At 36.9% G+C, this 22361-nt stretch carries 19 protein-coding genes; 4 read left to right on the top strand and 15 right to left on the bottom strand.

Annotated elements, in window-relative coordinates; all coding sequences use genetic code 11:
* Nucleotides 1-74: 74 nt before the first annotated feature.
* The 7 genes from ABEB23_RS16980 to ABEB23_RS16950 all read right to left on the bottom strand — a co-directional run bounded on the left by ABEB23_RS16980 (nt 75) and on the right by ABEB23_RS16950 (nt 6780).
* Nucleotides 75-2639, bottom strand: coding sequence for a TonB-dependent receptor (locus ABEB23_RS16980; protein ID WP_348813870.1), 2565 nt, complete (start codon nt 2637-2639; stop codon nt 75-77).
* 243 nt (nt 2640-2882) lie between these two features.
* A complete protein-coding gene (locus ABEB23_RS16975) occupies nt 2883-3296 on the bottom strand; it encodes an RrF2 family transcriptional regulator (RefSeq protein WP_348813869.1) in 414 nt (137 codons plus the stop codon).
* Between the two features lie 198 nt (nt 3297-3494).
* Nucleotides 3495-4301, bottom strand: a complete 807-nt coding sequence (locus ABEB23_RS16970) for a TPM domain-containing protein (RefSeq protein ID WP_348813868.1) — start codon at nt 4299-4301, stop codon at nt 3495-3497.
* Complete coding sequence (locus tag ABEB23_RS16965) at nt 4301-4738, bottom strand: TPM domain-containing protein (protein ID WP_348813867.1); 438 nt, start codon at nt 4736-4738, stop codon at nt 4301-4303. The genes ABEB23_RS16970 and ABEB23_RS16965 overlap by 1 nt, the downstream gene beginning before the upstream one ends.
* Nucleotides 4739-4748: 10 nt before the next feature.
* Entirely contained in the window at nt 4749-5336 is a 588-nt protein-coding gene (locus tag ABEB23_RS16960) for a LemA family protein (protein WP_348813866.1), read from the bottom strand.
* 56 nt (nt 5337-5392) lie between these two features.
* On the bottom strand, nt 5393-5725 hold the full coding sequence (locus ABEB23_RS16955; protein ID WP_348813865.1) for a MerR family transcriptional regulator: 333 nt from the start codon (nt 5723-5725) through the stop codon (nt 5393-5395).
* 77 nt (nt 5726-5802) lie between these two features.
* Nucleotides 5803-6780, bottom strand: coding sequence for a M23 family metallopeptidase (locus ABEB23_RS16950; protein WP_348813864.1), 978 nt, complete (start codon nt 6778-6780; stop codon nt 5803-5805).
* A gap of 334 nt (nt 6781-7114) precedes the next feature.
* Here ABEB23_RS16950 and alaS point away from each other — a divergent pair, with 334 nt between their 5' ends.
* The 4 genes from alaS (at nt 7115) to ABEB23_RS16930 (ending at nt 12371) form a co-directional block, all read left to right on the top strand.
* The gene (gene alaS, locus ABEB23_RS16945) at nt 7115-9745 is read left to right on the top strand and encodes an alanine--tRNA ligase (RefSeq protein ID WP_348813863.1); all 2631 of its coding nucleotides are present in this window, start codon (nt 7115-7117) and stop codon (nt 9743-9745) included.
* Nucleotides 9746-9976: 231 nt separating this feature from the next.
* Nucleotides 9977-10759, top strand: a complete 783-nt coding sequence (locus ABEB23_RS16940) for a hypothetical protein (RefSeq protein ID WP_348813862.1) — start codon at nt 9977-9979, stop codon at nt 10757-10759.
* Nucleotides 10760-10788: 29 nt separating this feature from the next.
* Nucleotides 10789-11745: a GSCFA domain-containing protein gene (locus tag ABEB23_RS16935; protein ID WP_348813860.1), complete on the top strand. Its 957-nt coding sequence runs from the start codon at nt 10789-10791 to the stop codon at nt 11743-11745.
* A gap of 2 nt (nt 11746-11747) precedes the next feature.
* Nucleotides 11748-12371, top strand: a complete 624-nt coding sequence (locus tag ABEB23_RS16930; protein ID WP_348813858.1) for a DUF4230 domain-containing protein — start codon at nt 11748-11750, stop codon at nt 12369-12371.
* Nucleotides 12372-12462: 91 nt separating this feature from the next.
* On the opposite strand, the gene ABEB23_RS16925 is transcribed toward ABEB23_RS16930, so the two are convergent.
* From ABEB23_RS16925 to hutU, 8 genes are all read right to left on the bottom strand, one after another.
* Nucleotides 12463-14220: an aromatic amino acid hydroxylase gene (locus ABEB23_RS16925; RefSeq protein ID WP_348813856.1), complete on the bottom strand. Its 1758-nt coding sequence runs from the start codon at nt 14218-14220 to the stop codon at nt 12463-12465.
* A gap of 70 nt (nt 14221-14290) precedes the next feature.
* Entirely contained in the window at nt 14291-15067 is a 777-nt protein-coding gene (gene budA, locus ABEB23_RS16920) for an acetolactate decarboxylase (protein ID WP_348813854.1), read from the bottom strand.
* A 242-nt stretch (nt 15068-15309) separates the two neighbouring features.
* Nucleotides 15310-15699: a group III truncated hemoglobin gene (locus ABEB23_RS16915; RefSeq protein WP_348813853.1), complete on the bottom strand. Its 390-nt coding sequence runs from the start codon at nt 15697-15699 to the stop codon at nt 15310-15312.
* A gap of 63 nt (nt 15700-15762) precedes the next feature.
* Nucleotides 15763-17007, bottom strand: a complete 1245-nt coding sequence (gene ilvA, locus ABEB23_RS16910) for a threonine ammonia-lyase IlvA (RefSeq protein WP_348813851.1) — start codon at nt 17005-17007, stop codon at nt 15763-15765.
* Nucleotides 17008-17018: 11 nt separating this feature from the next.
* Nucleotides 17019-17612, bottom strand: a complete 594-nt coding sequence (gene ilvN, locus ABEB23_RS16905; RefSeq protein WP_348813850.1) for an acetolactate synthase small subunit — start codon at nt 17610-17612, stop codon at nt 17019-17021.
* Between the two features lie 11 nt (nt 17613-17623).
* Nucleotides 17624-19372 (bottom strand): biosynthetic-type acetolactate synthase large subunit, encoded by a 1749-nt coding sequence (gene ilvB / locus ABEB23_RS16900; protein WP_348813849.1) that lies wholly within the window; start codon nt 19370-19372, stop codon nt 17624-17626.
* Between the two features lie 373 nt (nt 19373-19745).
* Entirely contained in the window at nt 19746-20285 is a 540-nt protein-coding gene (locus tag ABEB23_RS16895; RefSeq protein ID WP_348813848.1) for a DUF4136 domain-containing protein, read from the bottom strand.
* Between the two features lie 78 nt (nt 20286-20363).
* Nucleotides 20364-22346 (bottom strand): urocanate hydratase, encoded by a 1983-nt coding sequence (hutU, locus tag ABEB23_RS16890; RefSeq protein WP_348813847.1) that lies wholly within the window; start codon nt 22344-22346, stop codon nt 20364-20366.
* Between the last annotated feature and the right edge of the window lie 15 nt (nt 22347-22361).

Here is a 22361-nt window from a genome sequence, read left to right as displayed (position 1 = left end):
TAGAACCCTAAAGAATTAATTGTTAGGGTTCTGTTTTTATTAGTTTTGAATGTATTTTTTACTGTGTGAAAGTATTATAAAGAATATCGAAGTGTAATTCCGAAAGTTCTTTGATCTCCTAACACACCAGCATAGTGTCCAGCATTTCCAGCTGCTGGCAGTAATTGTTCGTAATAATCCTTGTCTAAAAGGTTGCGACCCCAAAAGAAAACTGTCAACCCTTCTGATGCACGGAAACCGATTCTGCCATTGATTAAGGCATACGAGTCAATTACCAGATATTTTGAAGGGGATGCACTTGATGAAAATGATGAACGGGCATAGGAATCAATCGCCACGAAATATTTTCCTAAGTTTCCGAAAAATTTTCCAGAGTCAGAAAATTCACCTCCCAAAGTACCTGCCCATCTTGAAATCCCAGGTAAATCACTTCCCGAAATATCCTTAAATGATACCGCAGAGCCAGTTTCTTCTAAAGGTAAAGGGGCATTTTTAAAGCTAACGTATATTCCTTCGGTATAGGATAACGCTGCGGTGAATGACAGGTGTTCACTAGCTGTGACGCTTGCATCCAATTCAGCACCTCGTACACGTACTTTTTCAGCATTGGCAAGATAACCACGATTTACTCCCAATTCTGGTGATTGTACCTGTGTTTGATAATCTTTGATTTCGGTATTAAAAGCAGTTAAGTTTAGTATCGTTCTGTCAAACGGTGTGGTTTTTACTCCTATTTCAAAGTGGTTTACTTCTTCTGGTTTTATTACAGCTAGTTCTAGTATCGGTTCTCCATTAGCTGTAGGCAGACCTCCTAAGTTGACACCAACCGGTTTGTAACTCTTTGCATAGATAGCAAAGGCATTGATACGGTCTGTGGCTTTATACGCTAATGTTAAATTTCCTGAAAAGTTAGTGTCGTCAACTTTTGCTTCGAAAGCCTGATCGCTATAAACTAATTTTTTCAATGCTATCAAAGCCGGATCGTTTGTTTGTAAACCTCCATAAGTCTTACGGTCATACTCAACTTCTTTATTGTCGTAATTGTATCTTAAACCAGGCAATAGGTGTAAGCGATCGGTAATGGCCCAATCTAATTGGCCGAAAATAGCTCCACTGAAGGTGTTTAGGGTAGATTCTGTTTTGATACCGTATCCGTCAAATAGACCAGGAGTCTGCCATAATGGACTAAGTGTACTTTGAGAAAATCTCCATTGTGCCGAACCTGATTCTTCAATATGATAAGGATCCGTTTTAAGCCCCTGTCCTATAGCAAATATACCTGCGACTCCACTTAAACGGGAAGAGAATTCTCCAGCATAGCGAACTTCTTGAGAGAATTGCTGGTGTTTTGATGTGGCTTGTGACAGTTGTAAGACCGGAAGTCCTGTAAAATCCCTGTCATTAGATGGATCCCAGTTCCAATAACGCCAAGCGGTCGTTGAAGTTAATGTGCCTTCTCCAATTTTTGTTTCTATGTTAAGAGATACCCCACCCAATTCTTGTCCGGAGCGCCAAGGTGTGTCATGATCAATCTTGCGATCAAAGGCATTTAGACTTGGAAGCGTGTAATTAAGATCTGCGATAATTTGATCGAATTGTCTGTAAGGTGCGCGTTTTGTAGGGGCAACACCTGCTACTACTTGTGCATAACCATCTGGGCGTTGACGCGAAAAATCTGCAGCCAAGGTGATGTCTGTATTATCAGTAGGTTTGAAAAGTAATTGTCCTCGAATTCCTTGATTGTTAAGATCATTTACGGCTTTTCCTGTTGCAATCTTGTCAATCAGACCATCACGCTGTGTGCCTGAGAAAGAGAGTCGTCCTGCAATTTTTTTACTAATCGCTCCTGTAATCGAGCTCTTCGCCTGTAGAAACCCATAATTTCCATAGCTAAGCTCGAAGTTCGCACCGGCAGTAAAACTTGGTTTTCGAGTGGTGATGTTAAACGCACCAGCAGTCGTGTTTTTACCAAACAATGTTCCTTGCGGTCCACGGAGCACTTCAATTTGTTCCACATCTATAAAATCGAGAGTTGTAGCAGCTGGACGGGCGTAATAAACACCATCAACATAAAAACCTACACCTGGATCTACTCCGTCATTTGTAAGTCCAAAAGTGGAGCCCAGACCTCGAATATTAATAGTTGTGTTTCTCGGATTTGACGAGTATAGTTGTACAGATGGAACTAATTCCTTCAAACGGTTAACATTAAAGGCACCTACTTGTTCTGCTTGGGCACCAGTCACTACCGAAATAGGGATAGGAACGTTTTGTGCTTTTTCTATACGACGTCTGGAGGTAATAACAACTTCAACCAGCATGTTGTCTTCGGTAAGACTTATGTTTAAAGGCGCATCTGATAGTTCAGTAATAATTACTTCTTTGGATTTGTAACCAACGTATTGTGCAATAAGAGTGAAGGGTAGTTTTTCAGCTGTTTCAATTGTGAAGTTACCGTTGGCGTCTGCAGTAGTATTGTATTTTGTTCCTTTCAAGACAATATTGGCGCCTGCTAAAGGAGAGTTTTGGCTGTCATTTATGATTCCTTTTACGGCAGTTTGTGCATATGAAGAGGAAATGATAAATAATAGTAATAGACTTGAAATCGTTTTTGTATAATTGGTGTAAGTAATTCTCATTATTTTGTATATTATATGTAATTAGTAGAATTTAATTTAAATTTTTTTTACTAACACATGCACATACTTGAAATACCATTATTATATGTTTGTGGTTGGTTCTTTAAGGATGCTCCATCTGTTACAATGAATTTGGATTGGTATGCTTTCATACTTTTTAATTTTGGTTTATATTTTCGGTATTAAATCTGCTGCAAATATATATAAATTCTATTAAAATAGTAGAGTATAGCAAAAAATATTTTATTTTTCTACCAACGAGGCAATAGTAATGCTTTCCATAGCAGCCAAAGTTTTTTCTCGAATGGCTATTAAACCGTGTCTTAATGTACATTCTGACTCGGTTTTACAATCCAAACAGGGCTCGTAAAAATTTAATGAGGCGCAAGGAAGTAATGCAATTGCACCATCAAATAAACGGTGAATGTCTGCTAAAGTGATCGTGTTTTTTGATTTAAGCAGATAATAACCGCCAAATTTGCCTTGTTTACTCCCAACAAAATGTCCCCTTTTCAGATCCAATAAAATTTGTTCCAAAAACTTTTTAGGGATATTGGCTCCTTCAGCAATTTCTATAGTTCTGGCAATATGCCCTTCCTCTTTTTCTGCGAGATAGAGTAGTGCTTTAAGGGCGTATTTGGTTTTATGTGACAGCATTATAAGGTAATTAATTTATTTAGACTGATAATTTTAATTAATTTTTCCTTCAAGATATCAGCAGGAAGGAAAAACAAACTTAAACTATTTTATTCATAATTGAAAGAAACTCTCCATATTGAATATTGATGAGAAATATACGGTCGCTAATGGGTGGTACTGTGAAACAAATTTTTCAAAGTGTTTAAATACTAAAAACTACCAATCTCCACCGGATCCACCGCCAGAGAAACCTCCGCCGCCAAATCCACCGCCGAAGCCGCCTCCACCGCCACCAAATCCACCGCCTGATGAACCGCCAAATCCTCCTCCGCCACTGTTTCTGCCAAGGCTACTCAGAATAATAACATCTAATAAGCTTGGTCCGCCGCCTCTGTGACCTGAGTTGCCACCACTGTTTTTATTTCTTGAAATGAGAACAAGAATAATAACAACAATAACAATAAGAGGTAAAATTGGAAATCCTTTTTCTTTGGTTTGCTTGCGTTCGCCTTTGTATTTCCCTTTAAAAACATCAATTATCGCATCGGTTCCTTTGTCTAAACCTTTGTAATAACTGCCCGCTTTAAATTCTGGAATAATAATGTTTCGGGTGATTTCTCCTCCAATTCCGGCAGTCAGTCGATCTTCTAAACCATAACCGGCAGAAATCCATATTTTTCTTTCGGCTTTTGCCAATAAGATAATAACACCATTGTCATTTTTTTCGGTTCCACCAATGCCCCAGGTATGTCCCCACTTTGGAGTAAGAATACCAATATCTTCCCCTTTAAGGCTTTCGATGGTAATCACCACAATTTGAGTAGTGGTTGAATCAGAATATTTGATGAGTTTTTCTTCTAACTGTGCTTTTTCGGTTGCACTTAAAACATTAGCATAATCGTAAACACTGGTTTGAAATGCAGGTTTTTCAGGAATGTCGAACTGGGCAAAACTGATTTGTGTAAATAAAAAGCAAATTAGTAGCGTAAGGAAAGCCGGGGTATTTTTTTTTTGTAAAAACATTATCCTTTAGATATTTCGTTTGATAATTCATTGGCATCTCCTTCTATCCAAGGAAAATGGTTGCGTAACTGTTCTCCGGCTCTAAGAATACCATCGATAAGACCTTGCTTGAAATTTCCATTTTTAAAATGGGTTCCCATGATTTCTTTTGTGCAATCCCAAAAATCACCTGGAACCACATCATTAATCCCCTTGTCACCGCAAATTACAAAATGATGGTCTTCAACAGCCAAATAAATTAAAACTCCATTTTGAAGTTCGGTTTCATCCATTCTTAATTCATGAAAAACTTCCAAAGCCCTGTCAAAAGGTGCTTTGGAAGTTGTTTTTTCTATATGAACTCTAATTTCGCCAGAAGTATTTTTTTCAGCCGTGCGAATAGCCTCAACAATTTCTTGTTCTTCTTCTTTGGTTAAAAAATCTTCTACTTTTGACATGGTTTTTAAATTAGAATTTTACTTCAACTGGTTTTTCAGCACCTACAGCAGCTTCAAAATATGGTTTTTCTTTAAGTCCATACATTTTTGCGAATATGTTTCTTGGAAAAGTTAGGATATTGTTGTTGTACGGTTTAACAGCTTCATTAAAACGGGTGCGGGCCGTCAAGATTTGATTTTCTGTACTAGCCAATTCGTCTTGTAATTTCAAAAAATTAGCATTGGCTTTCAAATCAGGATAACGTTCTACAGATACTAATAATTTAGACAAAGAACTGGTTACACCACTTTGAGCCGAATTGAATGCGGTTAATTGTTCCGGAGTAATGTTAGTTGGGTCAATCGTTACTGCAGTGGCTTTGGCACGCGCTTCTATAACAGCTGTTAAAGTGCTTTTTTCGAAATCAGCAGCTCCTTTTACGGTATTTACTAAGTTTCCGATAAGGTCATTCCTTCTTTGGTAAGAAGTTTGAACGTTACCCCAACTTTCTTTTACAGCTTGTTCAAGTGTCATTGCTTTATTATAAATTCCAGAAGCCCAGCCGTAAATTCCTAAAATTAGTACTGCTCCGATAATCCAAGGCAAAAATCTTTTCATGTTTGTTTGATTTTAAAGTTTATTTATTGTTTTATTCTAAATCTTAAATCAACAATCTATAGCTGATTTTTAATATTTGTTAATTGTGTTCGTATAGTTTCCAGTTTTCGGATAATCTCAAACTTATCCAGTGTTTTCTTTTGCCCCTCTTTCAGATGGGTTTTGGCGCCTTCAAGGGTAAAACCTCTTTCTTTTACTAAATGATAAATCAATTGTAAATTCTTCACATCTTCCGGGGTGAACATTCTGTTTCCTTTGGCATTCTTCTTTGGTTTCAGAATATCAAATTCATTGTCCCAAAAACGAATCAGCGAAGCATTCACGTCAAATGCTTTCGCAACTTCTCCTATGCTGTAATACCTTTTGTCTTTAGAAAGTTCAATATGCATATTATTTTTTTATTTGAATATTTTTTTAATCTCCGCCTAATCTCTAAAAACTGATCTTTGAAAACTTTTTCAAATGATTAGTCTAATGATTGGTTTTCCTGGTTAGCCAATTGTGCAATAGCCACATATTCGACTGCCGAAATGTTTCCGTAATAAAAATTTAGAGGATTAACTACTTTTCCATCTTTATGTACTTCATAATGTAAATGTGGTCCTTCCGATCTTCCGGTACTTCCCACATATCCTATAATATCCCCTCGTTTTACTCTTTGGCCGGCCCTTGCTTTATATTTGCTCAAATGAGCGTACAAAGTTTCGTAACCAAATCCATGCCGAATAACAATATGGTTTCCAAAACCAGAGGCTGTGTTGTCAGCTTTTGCGACAACTCCGTCGCCTGTTGCATAAATGGGAGTGCCCGTTTTTGCTGTGAAATCCATGCCTTCATGCATTTTTCTTACCTTCGTAAAAGGATCCGCACGATACCCAAAACCTGACGCCATCCGTTTTAAATTTTCGTTTCGTACTGGCTGAATGGCAGGGATGGCTGACAATAATTTATCTTTTGCCTTAGCAAGCTTAAAAATGTCATCCAATGATTTGGATTGTACGGATAATTCTTTACTCAGAACATCGATTCTTTTTGTGGTATTGATAACCAGCTGTGAGTTGTCGTATCCTTCTAAAGCAGCATAACGATTTACACCGCCAATACCTGCTTTTCGTTCCTCATCCGGAATGGCCGATTTGTTGAAGTACACGCGATACAAATTATTGTCCCGGTCTTCAATGGCTTCAACAACAGCGTTTATCTGATCCATTTTTTTATTTAAAATGGCGTAATTCAACTTCAAATTGTCAATTTCACGTGCTTGCAATCGGTCTTTTGGTGTTTCAAAATAAGGTGTATTTAATAAAATAATGAAACTTAAGAAACCAAATAATGCAGAAGCCAGTATAAACAAGGCAACGACACCAATTTTTTTTCTTTTTCTGGTTCTAATTTTTCGATACGCCAGATTTTCGGAATCGTAATAATATTTTACTTTCGACATATTTTAAAATACCCTATTTTTGCACCTTGGAAAAAGGTTAGTCCAACAAATTTAATAAATGTTTCATTTGTTCCATCTTTTTTTCAATAATAAATAAATTAATGAGCCTAATCCAGCTATTCGTTGCAAGTTCTCATTTATAAATCATTTTTTCTAATGAGCCAGCAGGAGCTTCCTTTGGTCGCTCTGCCACCTCAAGAAAAAATAGATGGATAAATTTCGAAGCTTTCCACTGCATCTGGGGCAAAAAAAAAGTTGATTCGTTGGTTTGGTTATTCGTTTATTCGATACAACCAATTAACCAAATTAACAAATAACCGAATAAACAGTAAAAATGAAATCACAAGACGTACGTAAACAATTTCTGGATTTTTTTCAAAGCAAAGGACATTTAATTGTTCCATCTGCACCAATCGTTCTTAAGGATGATCCAACCCTGATGTTTAACAATTCGGGAATGGCCCAGTTTAAAGAATATTTTTTAGGCAATGCCACTCCCAAAAGTGCCAGAATAGCCGATACCCAAAAATGTTTACGCGTATCAGGAAAACACAATGACTTGGAAGAAGTAGGAATTGATACCTATCATCATACCATGTTTGAGATGTTAGGAAACTGGTCTTTTGGTGATTATTTCAAAAAAGAAGCGATTAACTGGGCTTGGGAACTATTGACCGAAGTGTATAAAATTGATAAAGATATTTTATATGTAACCGTTTTTGAAGGAAGCGAAGAAGAAAACGTACCTTTTGATCAGGAAGCTTATGATATTTGGAAAACCTTAATTTCTGAAGACCGAATCCTTTTAGGGAATAAAAAAGACAATTTCTGGGAAATGGGTGATCAAGGACCTTGTGGACCATGTTCAGAAATTCACGTTGACATTCGTTCTGCCGAAGAAAAAGCGTTGATTTCAGGGAAAGATTTAGTGAATAATGATCATCCGCATGTTGTGGAAATCTGGAACAATGTATTCATGGAGTTTAATCGTAAAGCGGACGGTTCTCTTGAAAAATTACCTGCGCAACACGTTGATACCGGAATGGGTTTCGAAAGATTATGTATGGTTTTACAAGGTGTTCAGTCTAATTATGATACAGATGTTTTTACACCGCTAATCAGGGAAATTGAAACGATTACCGGAGCAAAATATACCATCAAAGCGGATAATGAAGAAGAAGAAAAAGTAAATATCGCGATTCGTGTTATTGCTGATCACGTTCGTGCCGTTGCTTTTGCCATTGCTGATGGACAATTGCCTTCTAATACCGGAGCCGGTTATGTGATTCGTAGAATTTTACGTCGTGCGATTCGTTATGGTTTTACATTCTTAAATACAAAAGAGCCTTTTATATACAAGTTGGTAGAAACTTTAAGTACGCAAATGGGAGGTTCATTTCCTGAGATTACTTCGCAAAAAGCACTTTGTTCGATTGTAATTAAAGAAGAAGAAAATTCGTTTTTACGTACTTTGGACCAAGGTCTAGTTTTATTGGACAATATTATTGCTAATTCTAATGAAAGTATAATTTCAGGAAAAAAAGCTTTTGAATTGTATGATACTTACGGTTTTCCAATCGATTTAACGGCTTTGATCTTATCTGAAAAAGGATTGTCTTTAGACGAAGCTGCTTTCGAATCAGAATTGCAAAAACAAAAAGAACGTTCCCGTGCCGCTTCAAAAGTAAAAGCAGGAGATTGGCAAATATTGATTGATGATGAGGAAGAGGAATTTATTGGGTACGACCATGTTGAGGCGGATGTGAAAATTACCCGTTACAGAAAAGTGGAAAGCGCTAAAGACGGTGATATTTATCAATTGGTTTTCAATATGACTCCATTTTATGCTGAAGGCGGTGGACAAGTTGGGGATAGAGGGTATTTCCAAACGTCAAATGGAGATGTTATTTATATTATAGATACCAAAAAAGAAAACAATCTGATTATACATTTTACTAAAGATTTACCAACCAATTTAACTGAAAAGTTTAAAGCGGTAGTAGATTTGACTATCAGAGAAAGATCTGCAGCTAATCACTCGGCAACGCATTTGATGCATCAGGCATTGCGTTCTATTTTAGGAACGCATGTGGAACAAAAAGGATCTCTGGTAAATGCCAGAAGTTTGCGATTTGACTTTTCTCATTTCTCTAAAGTAACTGAGGAAGAATTGCAACAGGTAGAAGATTTTGTGAATGCCAGAATTCAAGAACAATTACCATTAATAGAAAGACGAAATGTTCCTTTTGCCCAAGCAGTGGCAGAAGGTGCTATGGCATTGTTTGGAGAGAAATACGGAGATTCGGTGCGTGCTATAAAATTTGGTGACAGTATGGAGTTGTGTGGTGGAATCCATGTGAATAACACAGCTGATATATGGCATTTTAAAATTGTTAGTGAAGGAGCTGTTGCCGCTGGAATTCGTCGTATTGAAGCAATTACATCTACTGCAGTAAAAGAATATTTTGCCAATCAGGCAGAAAAATTAAAGCAAATAAACAGTGTGTTGAAAAACGCGCAAGATCCTATAAAAGCGGTTGTTTCATTACAGGAAGAAAATGCTAAATTGAAAAAACAGTTGGAGTCTTTATTGAAGGATAAAGCCAAAAACATGAAATCTGATTTAGCGAAAGAATTACAGGAAATCAACGGTGTTCAATTCTTGGCAAAGCAAGTTGATTTGAATCCAGAAGGAGCAAAAGACCTGGCTTACGAATTAGGGAACTTAGGGAAAAACATCTTTTTAGTTTTGGCTACAGCCGAAGAAGGAAAACCAATGTTAACCTGTTATATTTCGAAAGAATTAGTAGCGGATAAAAAATTAAATGCCGGACAAGTAGTTCGTGAATTGGGTAAATTTATCCAAGGAGGAGGTGGTGGACAACCATTTTTTGCTACTGCCGGAGGTAAAAATGCAGATGGAATTCAAGAGGCTTTAGATAAAGCTGTTGAGTTTGTGAAGTAAAACAAATTTATTTTTGATAATATAAACCCTTTTAGAGCATGAGTTCTAAAAGGGTTTGTTGTTTGATAATCTGTTATTCGTAGTGCTGTATTTAGTTTAAAAACAGTAGTTTAACTGAAATAATGGGATTGTAACGATGAATATTGTAGCTTTTGTTTTGTTTTTTTAGGTTTGATTTATATAAAACTAAAAAGGTTTAATAAAGGGTTAATACGATTTGTTTAATTATTTATGAAACAGAAAAAATATATATTTTGGACCTTGTCAATTTTTGTATTGACTCTTTATTCCTGTTCAACGGATAATAACGATAACGTAAAAATTCTCAAAAAGGTAGTTGAGGTTTCAGCCGATGGAACTTCAGCTACCTCTTTGTTTATGTATAATGGTGATGAAATTGTTAGTATTGATGGCGTCAATAAACATACCGATTTCATCTATACTGATGGTTTAATTACAAAGATTGTAACCTTAGATAAGGAAAGTCAAGTGGTTGAAACTATAGAATACAGCTATTTGGAAGGGAGATTAGTCTCGGCCAGGTCTTTGAATAATTATAGAATTAGTTACGTTCATCATTCAGACGGAACCGTTTCTTATGAAAAATGGAGTTTAAATTCGGGCAATGTGGAGCTGAGAATGTATCATGGGACGTTGTATTTTCAAAACGAAAATTTAATAAAAGATGAGCGAATAATAGACAATACTGGAGTAGGTGTTGTCTCTAATTACAGTATAAGTTTTGAATATGATTCGAAAAAAAATCCGTTGTATGCTATTTTGGGATACAACAAATTATTAGACCATAATCAGCGCATCTCCTTAAATAATAGTTTGATAAGTACAGAGATTGTATCGATAACTCGTGAAGATCAGATAATATCCTCAGCTAATTTTTCTAACAGTATTTTTAAATACGATTCAGATGGCTATCCAACGGAACAGGTTTCAGAGAAAGCTCTGTCGGATAATGGAAGTGGGGCTTATCTGAAAACACAATACTTCTACGAATAAATCCTTAAATTTGTGGAAACAAAATTTTTATGCAATTCAGAACCCAAATTTCCATTCCAAAAAGTAATCATCCCTTAGACTATAATTCTAAAATTGTTTCTTTAGGTTCTTGTTTTGCAGAAAATATGGGTGAGAAATTCCAGTATTTTAAATTTCAAAGTGAGGTTAATCCTTTTGGAATCATTTTCAACCCGGTTTCGATTGAGAAAATAATTCAGAAAGTGGTAAATCAGGAACTATTTACTGAAGATGATGTCTTTTTTTATAATGAGCGCTGGCATTGTTTTGACGTGCATTCTGATTTAAGCAATTCAAGTAAAGACGAATTGCTAGCATCATTAAATGCTATTCTTCAATCCACAAATAGCCAAATAGCGCAATCCACTCATCTAATTATTACTTACGGAACGGCTTGGGTGTATCGCAATAGTGAAAGTGAGGCAATAGTTGCCAATTGTCATAAAGTGCCTCAAAAACAGTTTAAGAAAGAATTACTGTCTGTTGAAGCGATAAAGGAAAGTATCGAAAACACAATGCGTTTCATTCAATCGATAAATCCAAATTGTAATTTAATTTTTACCGTTTCGCCTGTACGCCACCTCAAAGACGGTTTCGTTGAAAATCAGTGGAGTAAAGCCAATCTGATTAGTGCGATTCAAGACAAACTGAAATTTGCAAACTGCAAACTGCAAACTGATTACTTTCCTTCCTATGAAATCATGATGGACGAACTTCGGGATTACCGTTTTTATGCCGAGGATATGTTGCATCCTAATCAGGTTGCGATTGATTATATCTGGGAGCGTTTTAAGGAAACCACAATTTCAGAATTAGCTTATTCTGTTATGGATGAAGTGGAAGGTATTCAGAAAAGTTTGTCTCACAAACCATTTAATCCAAATTCAGAAAGTCACTTAAAGTTTGAATCTAAACTGTCAGAAAAAATAACTAAATTAGTGTCACAATATTCATTCATGAAATTTTAATTATGTTAAAAAGAATTTTAATAGGCATTGTAATAATAGTCGCTGCGGTGTTATTATTCAAGTATTGTGATTTCAAAAAAGAGGCGGATGATTCCGATTTAAGTTACAACACGAATCTCATTCAGCAACAAATTGTGAATGTTGGAAAATTGGTTGTTACCGAAGGACATTTTTCTGAAGTCATCACCTATAAAAATCAACAGAAGTACATGATGGATATGATTTCTTTCGAAAAGAAAGCGCTAGTTATTGTCAATGCCGATGTTACTGTTTCTTATGATTTGCATCAAATGAAATATGATATTGACGAGAAAAACAAAACCATAACAATTCTAAGTATTCCAAAAGAGGAAATAAAAATCAGTCCCGATATTCAGTTTTATGATGTCGAACAAAGTCAAATGAATCAATTTACCGGAGATGATTATAACAAAATAAACAAATCGGTGAAGGCTAATTTGGCTAAGAAAATTGAAAAATCATCGTTGAAATCAAATGCGCAAAATCGTCTGATCAGTGAATTGTCAAAAATGTTGATTCTGACTAATACTATGGGTTGGAAATTACGATACGAAGGGCAAGTAATCGAAAGTGAAAAAGACTTTGCCCAGAAAATAAAGCTTTAATGGATTTTTGTTAAAAACCGAGCGCAGTCAAAATTATCTATGATGGTTTCGACTGCGCTCGATTTGCTTAAAATTTATATAGAATAGAACGCTAAGCTTTCTCTTTTTCGAAAATCAATTCCAAGCCTCCATCAATTAAATGAGCTACTTCAAGTCTTTTTTCTTTTAATTCTTCAAGATAAACCATTACTTCCTGCAAGAGTTGAGATTCGTTTCGGTCTTTCAGAAGTTCAGTAATTTCTATAGCTAGTAACCAATCTTTTGGGTGGTCTTCCTTTAGTTTTTGAAAAATAGGTTCTAATGAAGTGGTGATGTCTTTGGTTTCTCTTATTTTTCGAATACTATGGTATAATAGCTCTAAATCATCTCTTTCTGCAGTGTGCTTTGCCTTAATGGTTTTGCTGGAAGGCACATGCGATATCAAATCAAAACTGTTTACATCGGCTGGACCTGAAAAAGCGGAAATCACTTTTTTACCTATTGCCATATCATAATTACCCCATTCCGGTTGAAACAAAATAGTGTCCTTGTGCGTAACGGTACAATTTTTTAAGCTGATTAAAATAATTTCACCATGCAGGTTTCTGGATCCTGTAATGATTTCGCCTTTTACGGTGATGTCACCTTCAAATTCTAAAGTAACACTTTCGGATTCATAAATGTCGTAAGCCTTTAAATCTCTTGGACTCATATCCTCTATAGCGAGATTGATACCTTTCAGTTTTCCGATAGGGCTACCAAAACCTTCTGGGTGTTTAATAGTTCCGTGACCCACTAACTCTTTCTCTCGATAAGCCAAAGCTGTTTTACCGGTAGTTTGAATATAAACGGGTTTTCCTTCATCTTCAATCACATTGGTAAATACACCCGAAATCTGAATTCCGGTACTCAACTCGATTGTTCCTAAAGCATTGGATTGAATCAATTTCTTAATTCCGGATAATCCTCCGGTACGTAAGGCCATTTTATTGGCAAACTCTTCCAAAACCAAACTTAAATAAGAGAAATCAGGTGTGACATAGAGTTGTGGTTGTAGTTTGGTAATGTCAAAACTTTGATTGGCAGCCGAGATATCATAAGGGATTTTCTTCACATTATCAGTCATGCACCAGGCACTTTCTCCAATAGAGGACAACAAGCCGGCCCCATAGATTTTTGGATTTTCGATAGTACCAATCAAACCATATTCCACTGTCCACCAATGTAGATTTCTTATTTGGGACATTTCAGATAATTCGCCCATATTATTTTGTAAATCTTCCACAGCTTTTTCGGCTTTTTCAATTTCCGATTGTGGTGTGTCCTCGGCTTCTTTCAAGATAGAAAGCAGTCGGATGGCTTCATACATTTGGTAATCTTTGTCAGAAGAAATCGCTTTGCAGCCTATTTCACCAAAACGGCGTAAATATTCTGCATATTCAGGATTGGCAATAATAGGAGCATGACCGGCACCTTCGTGAATAATATCCGGCGCGGGAGTGTATTCGATATGTTCTAATTGTCGAATGTCTGAAGCAATTACCAAAACGTTATAAGCCTGGAATTCCATGAAAGCATTGGGCGGAATAAAACCGTCCACAGCAACTGCTGCCCAGCCTATTTCAGAAAGAATACGGTTCATGCCATACATACTTGGAATATGGTCAATTTCAATTCCCGTTTTCTTCAATCCTTCCAAGTAAGAACTATGGGCTACTTTCGAAAGATAGTTTACGTTTTTACGCATCACATAACGCCAAACGGCCTGATTTATGGGTGTGTAATCACTGTAATTTTGAGGTTTTATAAATTGCTTTAAATGCTTCGGTAATCGGTCTAATAAGGGATTACTTTCTATAGTTGTGCTCATAACGAAATCGTTGTAGATTTTTTGTAAAAGTACAATTTTAAGGAGCTATTTACAGCATTTAAATGGGAAATTATTTCTCCACCTTTTCTAAATCTTCCGCTTTTGTTTTGGTTAAATTGAGTTTGTTGAATTCGGGATTGTTAGGAATTTTAAGCTCAAAATCAGAAATCGAGTCAATGGAAATTTCAAAATTCGTACCCGATAAATCCAAAACATGGCCACCGGAAATTTTATCATCCGCAATAAAATGGAAATGATATCCAGGAACATTCAATCCTTTCATATATTCCGGAAAACGGAAGCCTACTAAAGTTCCTTTGGTGTTTTGCAATTCAAAAACGGATTGCTTTTTTACTGCATCAATCATCAAAGGATAGGGTTTAATCTGCTTGGATACAGAGCGGGTTTTGATAGTTTTGAACTGCGCTTTAATCTGATAAGCAAAGTAGATATTATTATTTGGTGTCAAGCTGTCTAAAAGAGAATAAAGGTTTTTCAGTTGCAGATTTTTTGGTGAGACATAGTTTTTATCCGATTTAAAATTAGTCACCACGGCAAAAGGAGTTAGTTGCTCTTTCGTCACAGGATAGGCTTTTCCGTCCGATTTAATTTGGTAGAAGTCGTTGTCCAAACCAATCATTTCACCATCCAGTTCATTAAAAGTTCCAATGCCAAACGAACCTTTTTCCTGGAGCTCTTCCATTTTCAATTCACCGTCATATCCGCCTTCCATTAAAGCGTTGATGGTGGCATATTGGTAAACTTTAGTGTTTTTGTCAGATTGTGTTTTGCACGAATAAAGAGCAATAAGGATAAAAAGCGTAATGAATTTGGTTTTAAGATACATGTGTTGGTTTGGTTTGTGTTTTGGTAGCGCCACAAAAGTAAGACAATAGGTATGTTTTAACTAGAAAAAATGCGAGTAGGTGCATTTTCGTGATTTATTTTAGGAGTTATTTACTTCGTCAGTTTGCTTTGCTAGTTTCCTAGCGGAGCTTGGCGTTTAAAGATTTTTCAAGGTATTTGTAAAATTAAAACCGCAACATTTCTGCTGCGGTTTCTTAATTAAATGGTGTTTCAAGTGGTATTCTATTGACTTCGGTGCATGTTTCTAAAATATTCAATTTTATAATTGAACATTTCCGCCATATTCTTCGCGCGTATTTTGGCTTCTTCCGCCAATGGACCAACAAATAAACTATCCGTGGTTTCGATGAAAATTTGCATCCAGCGGTCAAAGTGTTCTTTGTCAATTGGAAGATGTTTGTGCGGTGGAAACGGGCTTCCGGTATAGCTATGTACTTCGAGTAAGATAGTTTGCCAAAAACGGTACATTTTTTCCAGATGTTCTGGCCAGCGATTGCCTATTTTTTCATTAAATATCGGGCCGATAAATTCGTCTTTTTGCACTTTGGAATAGAAGGTGTCAACAAGTAATTTGATGTCTTCAATAGTTGTAATGTCGGTAAGGATTGCCATAATCAGGTATTAAAAAAAGCCTACACAAAGGTAGGCTATAAATTGGAAATATGCTTTACAGTTTTATCCGATTAATTGGGTAAACAAATCCTGCTTTTCGTTCAGGTATTTGAACTCGAATCCTTTACTTATCATTTTTGTTTTGATGGCCAGAATGTCATTTTTGTTTTTCAGTTCCAGTCCCACAACTGCTGGGCCAACTTCGCGGCTGTTCTTTTTGGTAAACTGAAAATAGGTAATGTCATCTTCTGGGCCCAGAATTTCGTTTACAAATTCCTTTAAGGAACCCGGACGTTGCGGAAACTGAATCATGAAATAATGCATCAGGCCTTCGTATAACAAGGAGCGTTCTTTTATCTCGGCGGTTCTCTCAATATCGTTATTGCTTCCGCTGACAATGCAAACCACTCTTTTACCTTTTATTTTTTCTTTGTAAAAGTCCAAAGCGGCAATGGTCAATGCTCCGGCAGGTTCTACTACCATTGCTTCCTCATTATACAATCGTAAAATAGTAGTACATACTTTGCCTTCGGGAACCAGAATGATATCGTCCAAGTTCTCTTTGCAGATTTCATAGGTGATGTTACCAACTTGTTTTACCGCTGCGCCATCGACAAATTTGTCAATGGTTTCCAATGCTGTATTTTTGCCTTTCGCTATTGAAGTTTTCATCGACGGAGCGCCTTCGGGTTCTACCCCAATGATTTTAGTATTTGGACTCAAATGTTTAAAAACTTCTGATAATCCTGCCGCCAATCCGCCGCCGCCGATAGGCACAAAAACATAATCTATAGGATCGCTACACGATTCTAAAATTTCTAATCCCACTGTGCCTTGGCCTGCAATGACCTTTATGTCATCAAAGGGATGAATGAAAATTTTGTTGTTGTTTTTTGCGTCTTCTACTGCTTTTGCATAAGCATCATCAAAAGTGTCGCCCGTGAGTACAATTTCCACAAATGATTTTCCGAATAATTGTACTTGTTTTACCTTTTGTTTTGGAGTCGTTTTGGGCATGTATATTTTGCCCGCTATTTTTAGCAGGTTACAGGAATAGGCCACTCCTTGAGCGTGGTTTCCCGCACTGGCACATACAATGCCTTGGTTTTTTTCCTGTTCAGTCAGAGAACTTATTTTGTTATAAGCTCCCCTGATTTTGTAGGAACGAACGATTTGTAAATCTTCACGTTTTAATAATACGGTTGATTCGAATTCATCAGAAAGATTTAGATTCTCCGTCAATGGAGTAGGGGAAACCACTCCTTTTAGCTGCTTTTTTGCGGCTAATGATTCATTAAATAGTGTCATTGTTTTTAGTTTTATTGCATTTCAAAAATCATACTTTTACGACTTAAGAATTCATTATTAATTGCTTTTTTTGTTGGGGTATTCTTTTCTATATCTAGCATCTTTTTGCGAATTCCTTCATTCGATTTAATAATGGCAATTCGGGAGCTTTTCACAAACTCAGTAATGCCAAATTTATCCAATTCCAGAAAAAGATTGTTTAATTCTTCGTCTTGTCCGCTGATTTCAAAAACAGAGTAGTCTTCCTGGATTACGACTGCTTTTGCACTATATTTTCTTAATAATCGCTCCACTTTGACTTCTTTCATTATAATAGCAGTTGGAACTTTGTATAACGCTATTTGTTGCCAGATAATTTCATCATTAGTATTGCAATATACTTTGAAAACACTCACTATTTTCTCTATTTGTCGGACTAAGTTTTTTACCACAGCTTCAGTTTCATCTAACACAATCGTAAACCGATATATTTTTTCGATTTCGCTCGGGGAACTATTCAGGCTTTTCAGGTCAATTTTTCTTCTGGAAAGCATGATGGCAATTTTACTGATTAGGCCTACTTGATTTTCAGTATAGACGGTTAATGTATATTCCTTTTTTATCATTTTAGGTTTTTTTAAATTTCTTCTTTACTCAAGATGATTTCAGCTACTCCTTTTCCTTGCATAACCATCGGGAATACATTGTCCTCTTGGATTACTGCTATTTCTAATACAAATGTACTTGGATAATCTAACATTTGTTTTAGGCTTTCTCTTAGTTCTTCTCTTTTGGTAACATGCTTTCCATTTATTTTATACCCTTTGGCGACCTGAACAAAATCGGGACTTTGGATATCTGTAAAAGAATATCGTCTTTCATGAAATAATTCCTGCCATTGTCGTACCATTCCTAAAAAGCTATTATTAAGGATTAAGATTTTTATATTGGGTTTAAACTGCATAATAGTTCCTAATTCCTGGATGTTCATTTGTGCTCCTCCGTCACCCATGATGGCTACAACTTGTCTTTCCGGTGCCCCAAATTTAGCTCCAATTGCTGCTGGAAGTGCATAGCCCATAGTTCCCAGACCACCGCTGGTAATGTTGCTTCTTGGTGTATTTTGTTTGGCATAACGACAACTAACCATTTGGTGTTGCCCCACATCAGTAACAATTACGGCATCTCCCAGGGTGAGTTCGTTAAGAACTTGTATCACTTCTCCCATAGTCAAGCCTCCTTCAGTGGGATGTAAGTCTTTTTCAATCACTACTGTAGTTTCTTTTGCTCTTTTTATTTCAAATTCGGCAAGCCATTCAGGATGTGTTTTTTCTTCTATTAAATGGGTGAGTAAGGGCAATGTTTCTTTGCAATCTCCCCAAACGGAAACCGTAGTTGGAATGTTTTTATCAATTTCGGCGGGGTCAATGTCCAAGTGGATAATTTGTGCCTGTTTGGCATATTTGTCCAGTCGCCCTGTAACCCGATCGTCAAAACGCATTCCTATAGCAATCAGGACATCGCATTCATTGGTTAAATAATTAGGGCCATAATTGCCATGCATTCCAAGCATACCAACGCCTAACGGATGGTCGGTAGGAATGGCACTCATTCCCATGATAGTCCAAGCAGCCGGAAATCCTCCTTTTTCAATGAAGGCTTTAAATTCTTTTTCGGCCTGGCCTAATAGAACGCCTTGTCCAAAAATCACAAACGGTTTTTTTGCCTGATTGATCAGTGCTGCCGCTTTCTCAATGTATTCCATACGAACAGTTGGTTTTGCACGATAACCACTTACTTGAATGCAGGGCTGATAACCATTATAATCAAATAATTGCAGTTGTGCGTTTTTGGTAATATCGATTAGTACGGGTCCAGGACGGCCACTTTTTGCGATAAAGAAAGCTTTTGCCAGAGCTTCTGGGATTTCATTAGCGTCCGTTACCTGATGATTCCATTTTGTTATTGGACTTGTTATGTTGATGATATCGGTCTCCTGGAAAGCATCGGTGCCTAGTAAATGGGCATAAACCTGTCCTGTGATGCAGACCAAAGGTGTGGAGTCGATCATAGCATCCGCCAATCCGGTAACTAAATTGGTGGCGCCAGGACCACTCGTCGCAAAAACAACTCCTGTTTTTCCGCTTACTCTGGCGTAACCCTGTGCGGCATGAATGGCTCCTTGTTCATGACGGACCAATATGTGATTGAGCCGATTTTTAAAATCGTATAAGGCATCGTAAAGCGGCATGATGGCGCCTCCGGGATAACCGAAAATAGTATCGGTTTGTTCAGAAAGTAAGGCGTCAATAACAGCAATACTACCAGTTGTTTTGATGGTTTTGCTGTTTGTTTTTTCTTCTAACGGGAGTTCTAATGTTTTCATTTCATTTTTCTTTAATAGTACTGGATTGGTATAAGTTTTAAATAGTTGTTTTGATTTAAAAAAAAAGCCTTTCTCTGTTTTAGAAGAGAAAGGCTGATAGTAGTTACTATAATCCTGACTCGTCACGGGAAACGAATGTTAATAATTAGAATAATAATTAAAGCTAAATTTTTTATGTATGGTTTTAAATAAAAAAACCTCCCGATTTGGGAGGTTTAATAAATTGTATCTAGTTTACTTATTTATATAACACCTCGCCATCATTGTAGAATTACAATAATGCTAATAGCGATAATAATGTTAGATAAATTTTTCATTGCTTTCTGTTTGAGATGCAAATGTATAGATTATTTGATAAGAACTACAAAAAATATTATTTTTTTGGAAGCGCTGGTGGATATTGTACTAATATTTTAGCAACAAATTCGTTGATTCTTTTTTCCTTGTCTTCCCTATTTTGGGGTAAATAACCGACTCCTTCTCCTTGCCAAACTAATTGGTTTTTCTTGGCGTCAATTAGATCAATGAAAAGTGTTCCTTCTGTTGTGGAGGAAACATAGGTTGGCCCTCCCCAGGCATAAGGACTCCATCCCCATCCCCATCCATAGCCCCATCCGTAATCGTATTGGGAAATATCGATATGTTCTCTTTCTTTGGTAAAAATATTTACCAACAAATCTGGCGTTTCACTTTTGGTCATTCCCTTTTTGCTAAGTTCGTTGTCTATCGCATTAAGAATTCTTTTCTTGTCCAATTCTGAAATTTTGACTTCATCGACACCTTTTTTATGAAAAGCATAGGTTTTATATTGGCTGAAATCTACATTTTTGTCAAAATCGGAATACACACTCACTGAACTGCAGGAGGCAAGCACAAAGAGAAAAAGTAAAGTAAGAGTTTTAATTGCTTTCATTTTCTTTTAATATTAGATGGTTATATAACTCGATTATTATGATGACTTATTTGTTGGATTTTCAGGGATTTCAGTACACTAAAAATCCAATAATTGATCTTCTACTGTATTTGGTAATGTCACTTTCAATAAAGGTTGTGTTTCCATTGCTCTTTTTATGGCAAAAATAGCGCCTTCATTACGAGCCCAGCTTCTTCTTGAAATTCCATTGTTTACGTCCCAGAAAAGCATTGAGGCTAAGCGTTTTGAAGCTTCTTTTGTTCCGTCAAGAACCATACCAAAACCACCATTGATTACTTCTCCCCAGCCAACTCCTCCGCCATTGTGAATCGATACCCAGGTGGCACCACGAAAGCTGTCTCCAATCACATTTTGTATTGCCATATCGGCAGTAAAACGGGAACCGTCATAAATATTGGAAGTTTCTCTGTAAGGAGAATCGGTACCGGAAACATCATGGTGGTCGCGGCCCAGAACAACAGTTCCGATTTCTCCTTTGGCTATAGCCTGATTAAAAACTTCGGCTATTTTAACACGTCCTTCGGCATCGGCATAAAGGATTCGGGCTTGGGAACCTACAACCAGTTTGTTTTCTTGGGCGCCTTTTATCCACTGAATATTATCCTGCATTTGTTGTTGGATTTCGGCTGGTGCTGTTTTCGCCATTTCTTCCAAAACCTGACAGGCAATAGTATCTGTTTTTTGTAAATCTTCTGGCTTTCCGGAAGCACAAACCCAGCGGAAAGGTCCAAAACCGTAATCAAAACACATCGGTCCCATAATGTCTTGAACATAACTCGGATATCTGAAATCAATATGATTTTCTGCCATAACATCTGCTCCGGCGCGAGAAGCCTCCAGTAAAAAAGCATTTCCGTAGTCAAAGAAATAGGTTCCTCTAGCAGTATGTTTATTGATCGCGGCAGTATGACGGCGTAACGTTTCTTGCACTTTCACTTTGAATAAATCAGGATTGTTAGCCATCATTTCGTTGGCTTCCTCAAATGAAATCCCAACAGGGTAATAGCCTCCAGCCCACGGATTGTGTAGGGAAGTTTGGTCTGATCCTAAATCGATATGAATGTTTTCCTGATCAAATTTTTCCCAGACATCCACAACATTACCAAGGTAGGCTATAGAAACAACTTCTTGATTGGCTTGTGCCAAAGCGACTCTTTTTACCAACTCGTCAATGTCTTCTATAACTTCATTTATCCAGCCCTGACTGTGTCGAATGTGAGTAATCTTTGGATTGACTTCGGCACAAACAGTAATACAACCGGCAATATTTCCAGCTTTAGGTTGTGCGCCGCTCATACCACCCAATCCTGAGGTTACGAATAAACCTCCTTTAGGATTGCGTTTTATTTTTCGGAACCCATTCAAAACTGTAATTGTGGTTCCGTGTACAATACCTTGTGGTCCAATGTACATATAACTTCCGGCAGTCATTTGACCATATTGTGAAACACCCAAAGCATTCATCTTTTCCCAATCATCCGGTTTGGAATAATTAGGAATCACCATTCCATTGGTAACGACAACTCTTGGAGCTTCTTTGTGAGAAGGGAATAAGCCCATTGGGTGGCCTGAATACATTGTTAATGTTTGCTCATCGGTCATTTCCGATAAGTATTGCATCGTTAATAAATATTGAGCCCAGTTTTGAAAAACAGCTCCATTCCCGCCATAAGTTATCAATTCGTGTGGGTGTTGTGCCACTGCATAATCAAGATTGTTCTGAATCATCAACATGATTGCTTTGGCTTGCTCAGATTTTCCTGGATACTCTTCGATTGGTCGGGCATACATTCTGTAATCCGGACGAAGACGGTACATGTAAATACGTCCGTAGGTTTCCAGTTCGTCCGAGAATTCTTTTATTAATTCGGCATGATGTTTTGGTTCAAAATAACGCAAAGCGTTTCGAAGTGCCAGTTTTTTTTCTTCTGCTGACAGAATTTCTTTTCTCTTTGGTGCATGATTGATGTTTGCCTCAAACGGTTTTGGTTGAGGTAATATAGATGGAATTCCTTGTTGGATTTGTTCTTGGAAAGTCATGTTTTTTATATTTTA

This window comes from Flavobacterium maritimum, from assembly GCF_040049085.1.
GTDB lineage: Bacteria > Bacteroidota > Bacteroidia > Flavobacteriales > Flavobacteriaceae > Flavobacterium > Flavobacterium maritimum.
The sequence above is the reverse complement of the archived record's forward strand: the minus strand, read 5'-3'. Positions and strand labels throughout refer to the sequence as shown.

Coding starts and splice junctions, on each gene's coding strand:
- ABEB23_RS16980 (WP_348813870.1), bottom strand. CDS start 2,639: ATGAGAATTACTTACACCAATTATACAAAAACGATTTCAAGTCTATTA.
- ABEB23_RS16975 (WP_348813869.1), bottom strand. CDS start 3,296: ATGCTGTCACATAAAACCAAATACGCCCTTAAAGCACTACTCTATCTC.
- ABEB23_RS16970 (WP_348813868.1), bottom strand. CDS start 4,301: ATGTTTTTACAAAAAAAAAATACCCCGGCTTTCCTTACGCTACTAATT.
- ABEB23_RS16965 (WP_348813867.1), bottom strand. CDS start 4,738: ATGTCAAAAGTAGAAGATTTTTTAACCAAAGAAGAAGAACAAGAAATT.
- ABEB23_RS16960 (WP_348813866.1), bottom strand. CDS start 5,336: ATGAAAAGATTTTTGCCTTGGATTATCGGAGCAGTACTAATTTTAGGA.
- ABEB23_RS16955 (WP_348813865.1), bottom strand. CDS start 5,725: ATGCATATTGAACTTTCTAAAGACAAAAGGTATTACAGCATAGGAGAA.
- ABEB23_RS16950 (WP_348813864.1), bottom strand. CDS start 6,780: ATGTCGAAAGTAAAATATTATTACGATTCCGAAAATCTGGCGTATCGA.
- alaS (WP_348813863.1), top strand. CDS start 7,115: ATGAAATCACAAGACGTACGTAAACAATTTCTGGATTTTTTTCAAAGC.
- ABEB23_RS16940 (WP_348813862.1), top strand. CDS start 9,977: ATGAAACAGAAAAAATATATATTTTGGACCTTGTCAATTTTTGTATTG.
- ABEB23_RS16935 (WP_348813860.1), top strand. CDS start 10,789: ATGCAATTCAGAACCCAAATTTCCATTCCAAAAAGTAATCATCCCTTA.
- ABEB23_RS16930 (WP_348813858.1), top strand. CDS start 11,748: ATGTTAAAAAGAATTTTAATAGGCATTGTAATAATAGTCGCTGCGGTG.
- ABEB23_RS16925 (WP_348813856.1), bottom strand. CDS start 14,220: ATGAGCACAACTATAGAAAGTAATCCCTTATTAGACCGATTACCGAAG.
- budA (WP_348813854.1), bottom strand. CDS start 15,067: ATGTATCTTAAAACCAAATTCATTACGCTTTTTATCCTTATTGCTCTT.
- ABEB23_RS16915 (WP_348813853.1), bottom strand. CDS start 15,699: ATGGCAATCCTTACCGACATTACAACTATTGAAGACATCAAATTACTT.
- ilvA (WP_348813851.1), bottom strand. CDS start 17,007: ATGACACTATTTAATGAATCATTAGCCGCAAAAAAGCAGCTAAAAGGA.
- ilvN (WP_348813850.1), bottom strand. CDS start 17,612: ATGATAAAAAAGGAATATACATTAACCGTCTATACTGAAAATCAAGTA.
- ilvB (WP_348813849.1), bottom strand. CDS start 19,372: ATGAAAACATTAGAACTCCCGTTAGAAGAAAAAACAAACAGCAAAACC.
- ABEB23_RS16895 (WP_348813848.1), bottom strand. CDS start 20,285: ATGAAAGCAATTAAAACTCTTACTTTACTTTTTCTCTTTGTGCTTGCC.
- hutU (WP_348813847.1), bottom strand. CDS start 22,346: ATGACTTTCCAAGAACAAATCCAACAAGGAATTCCATCTATATTACCT.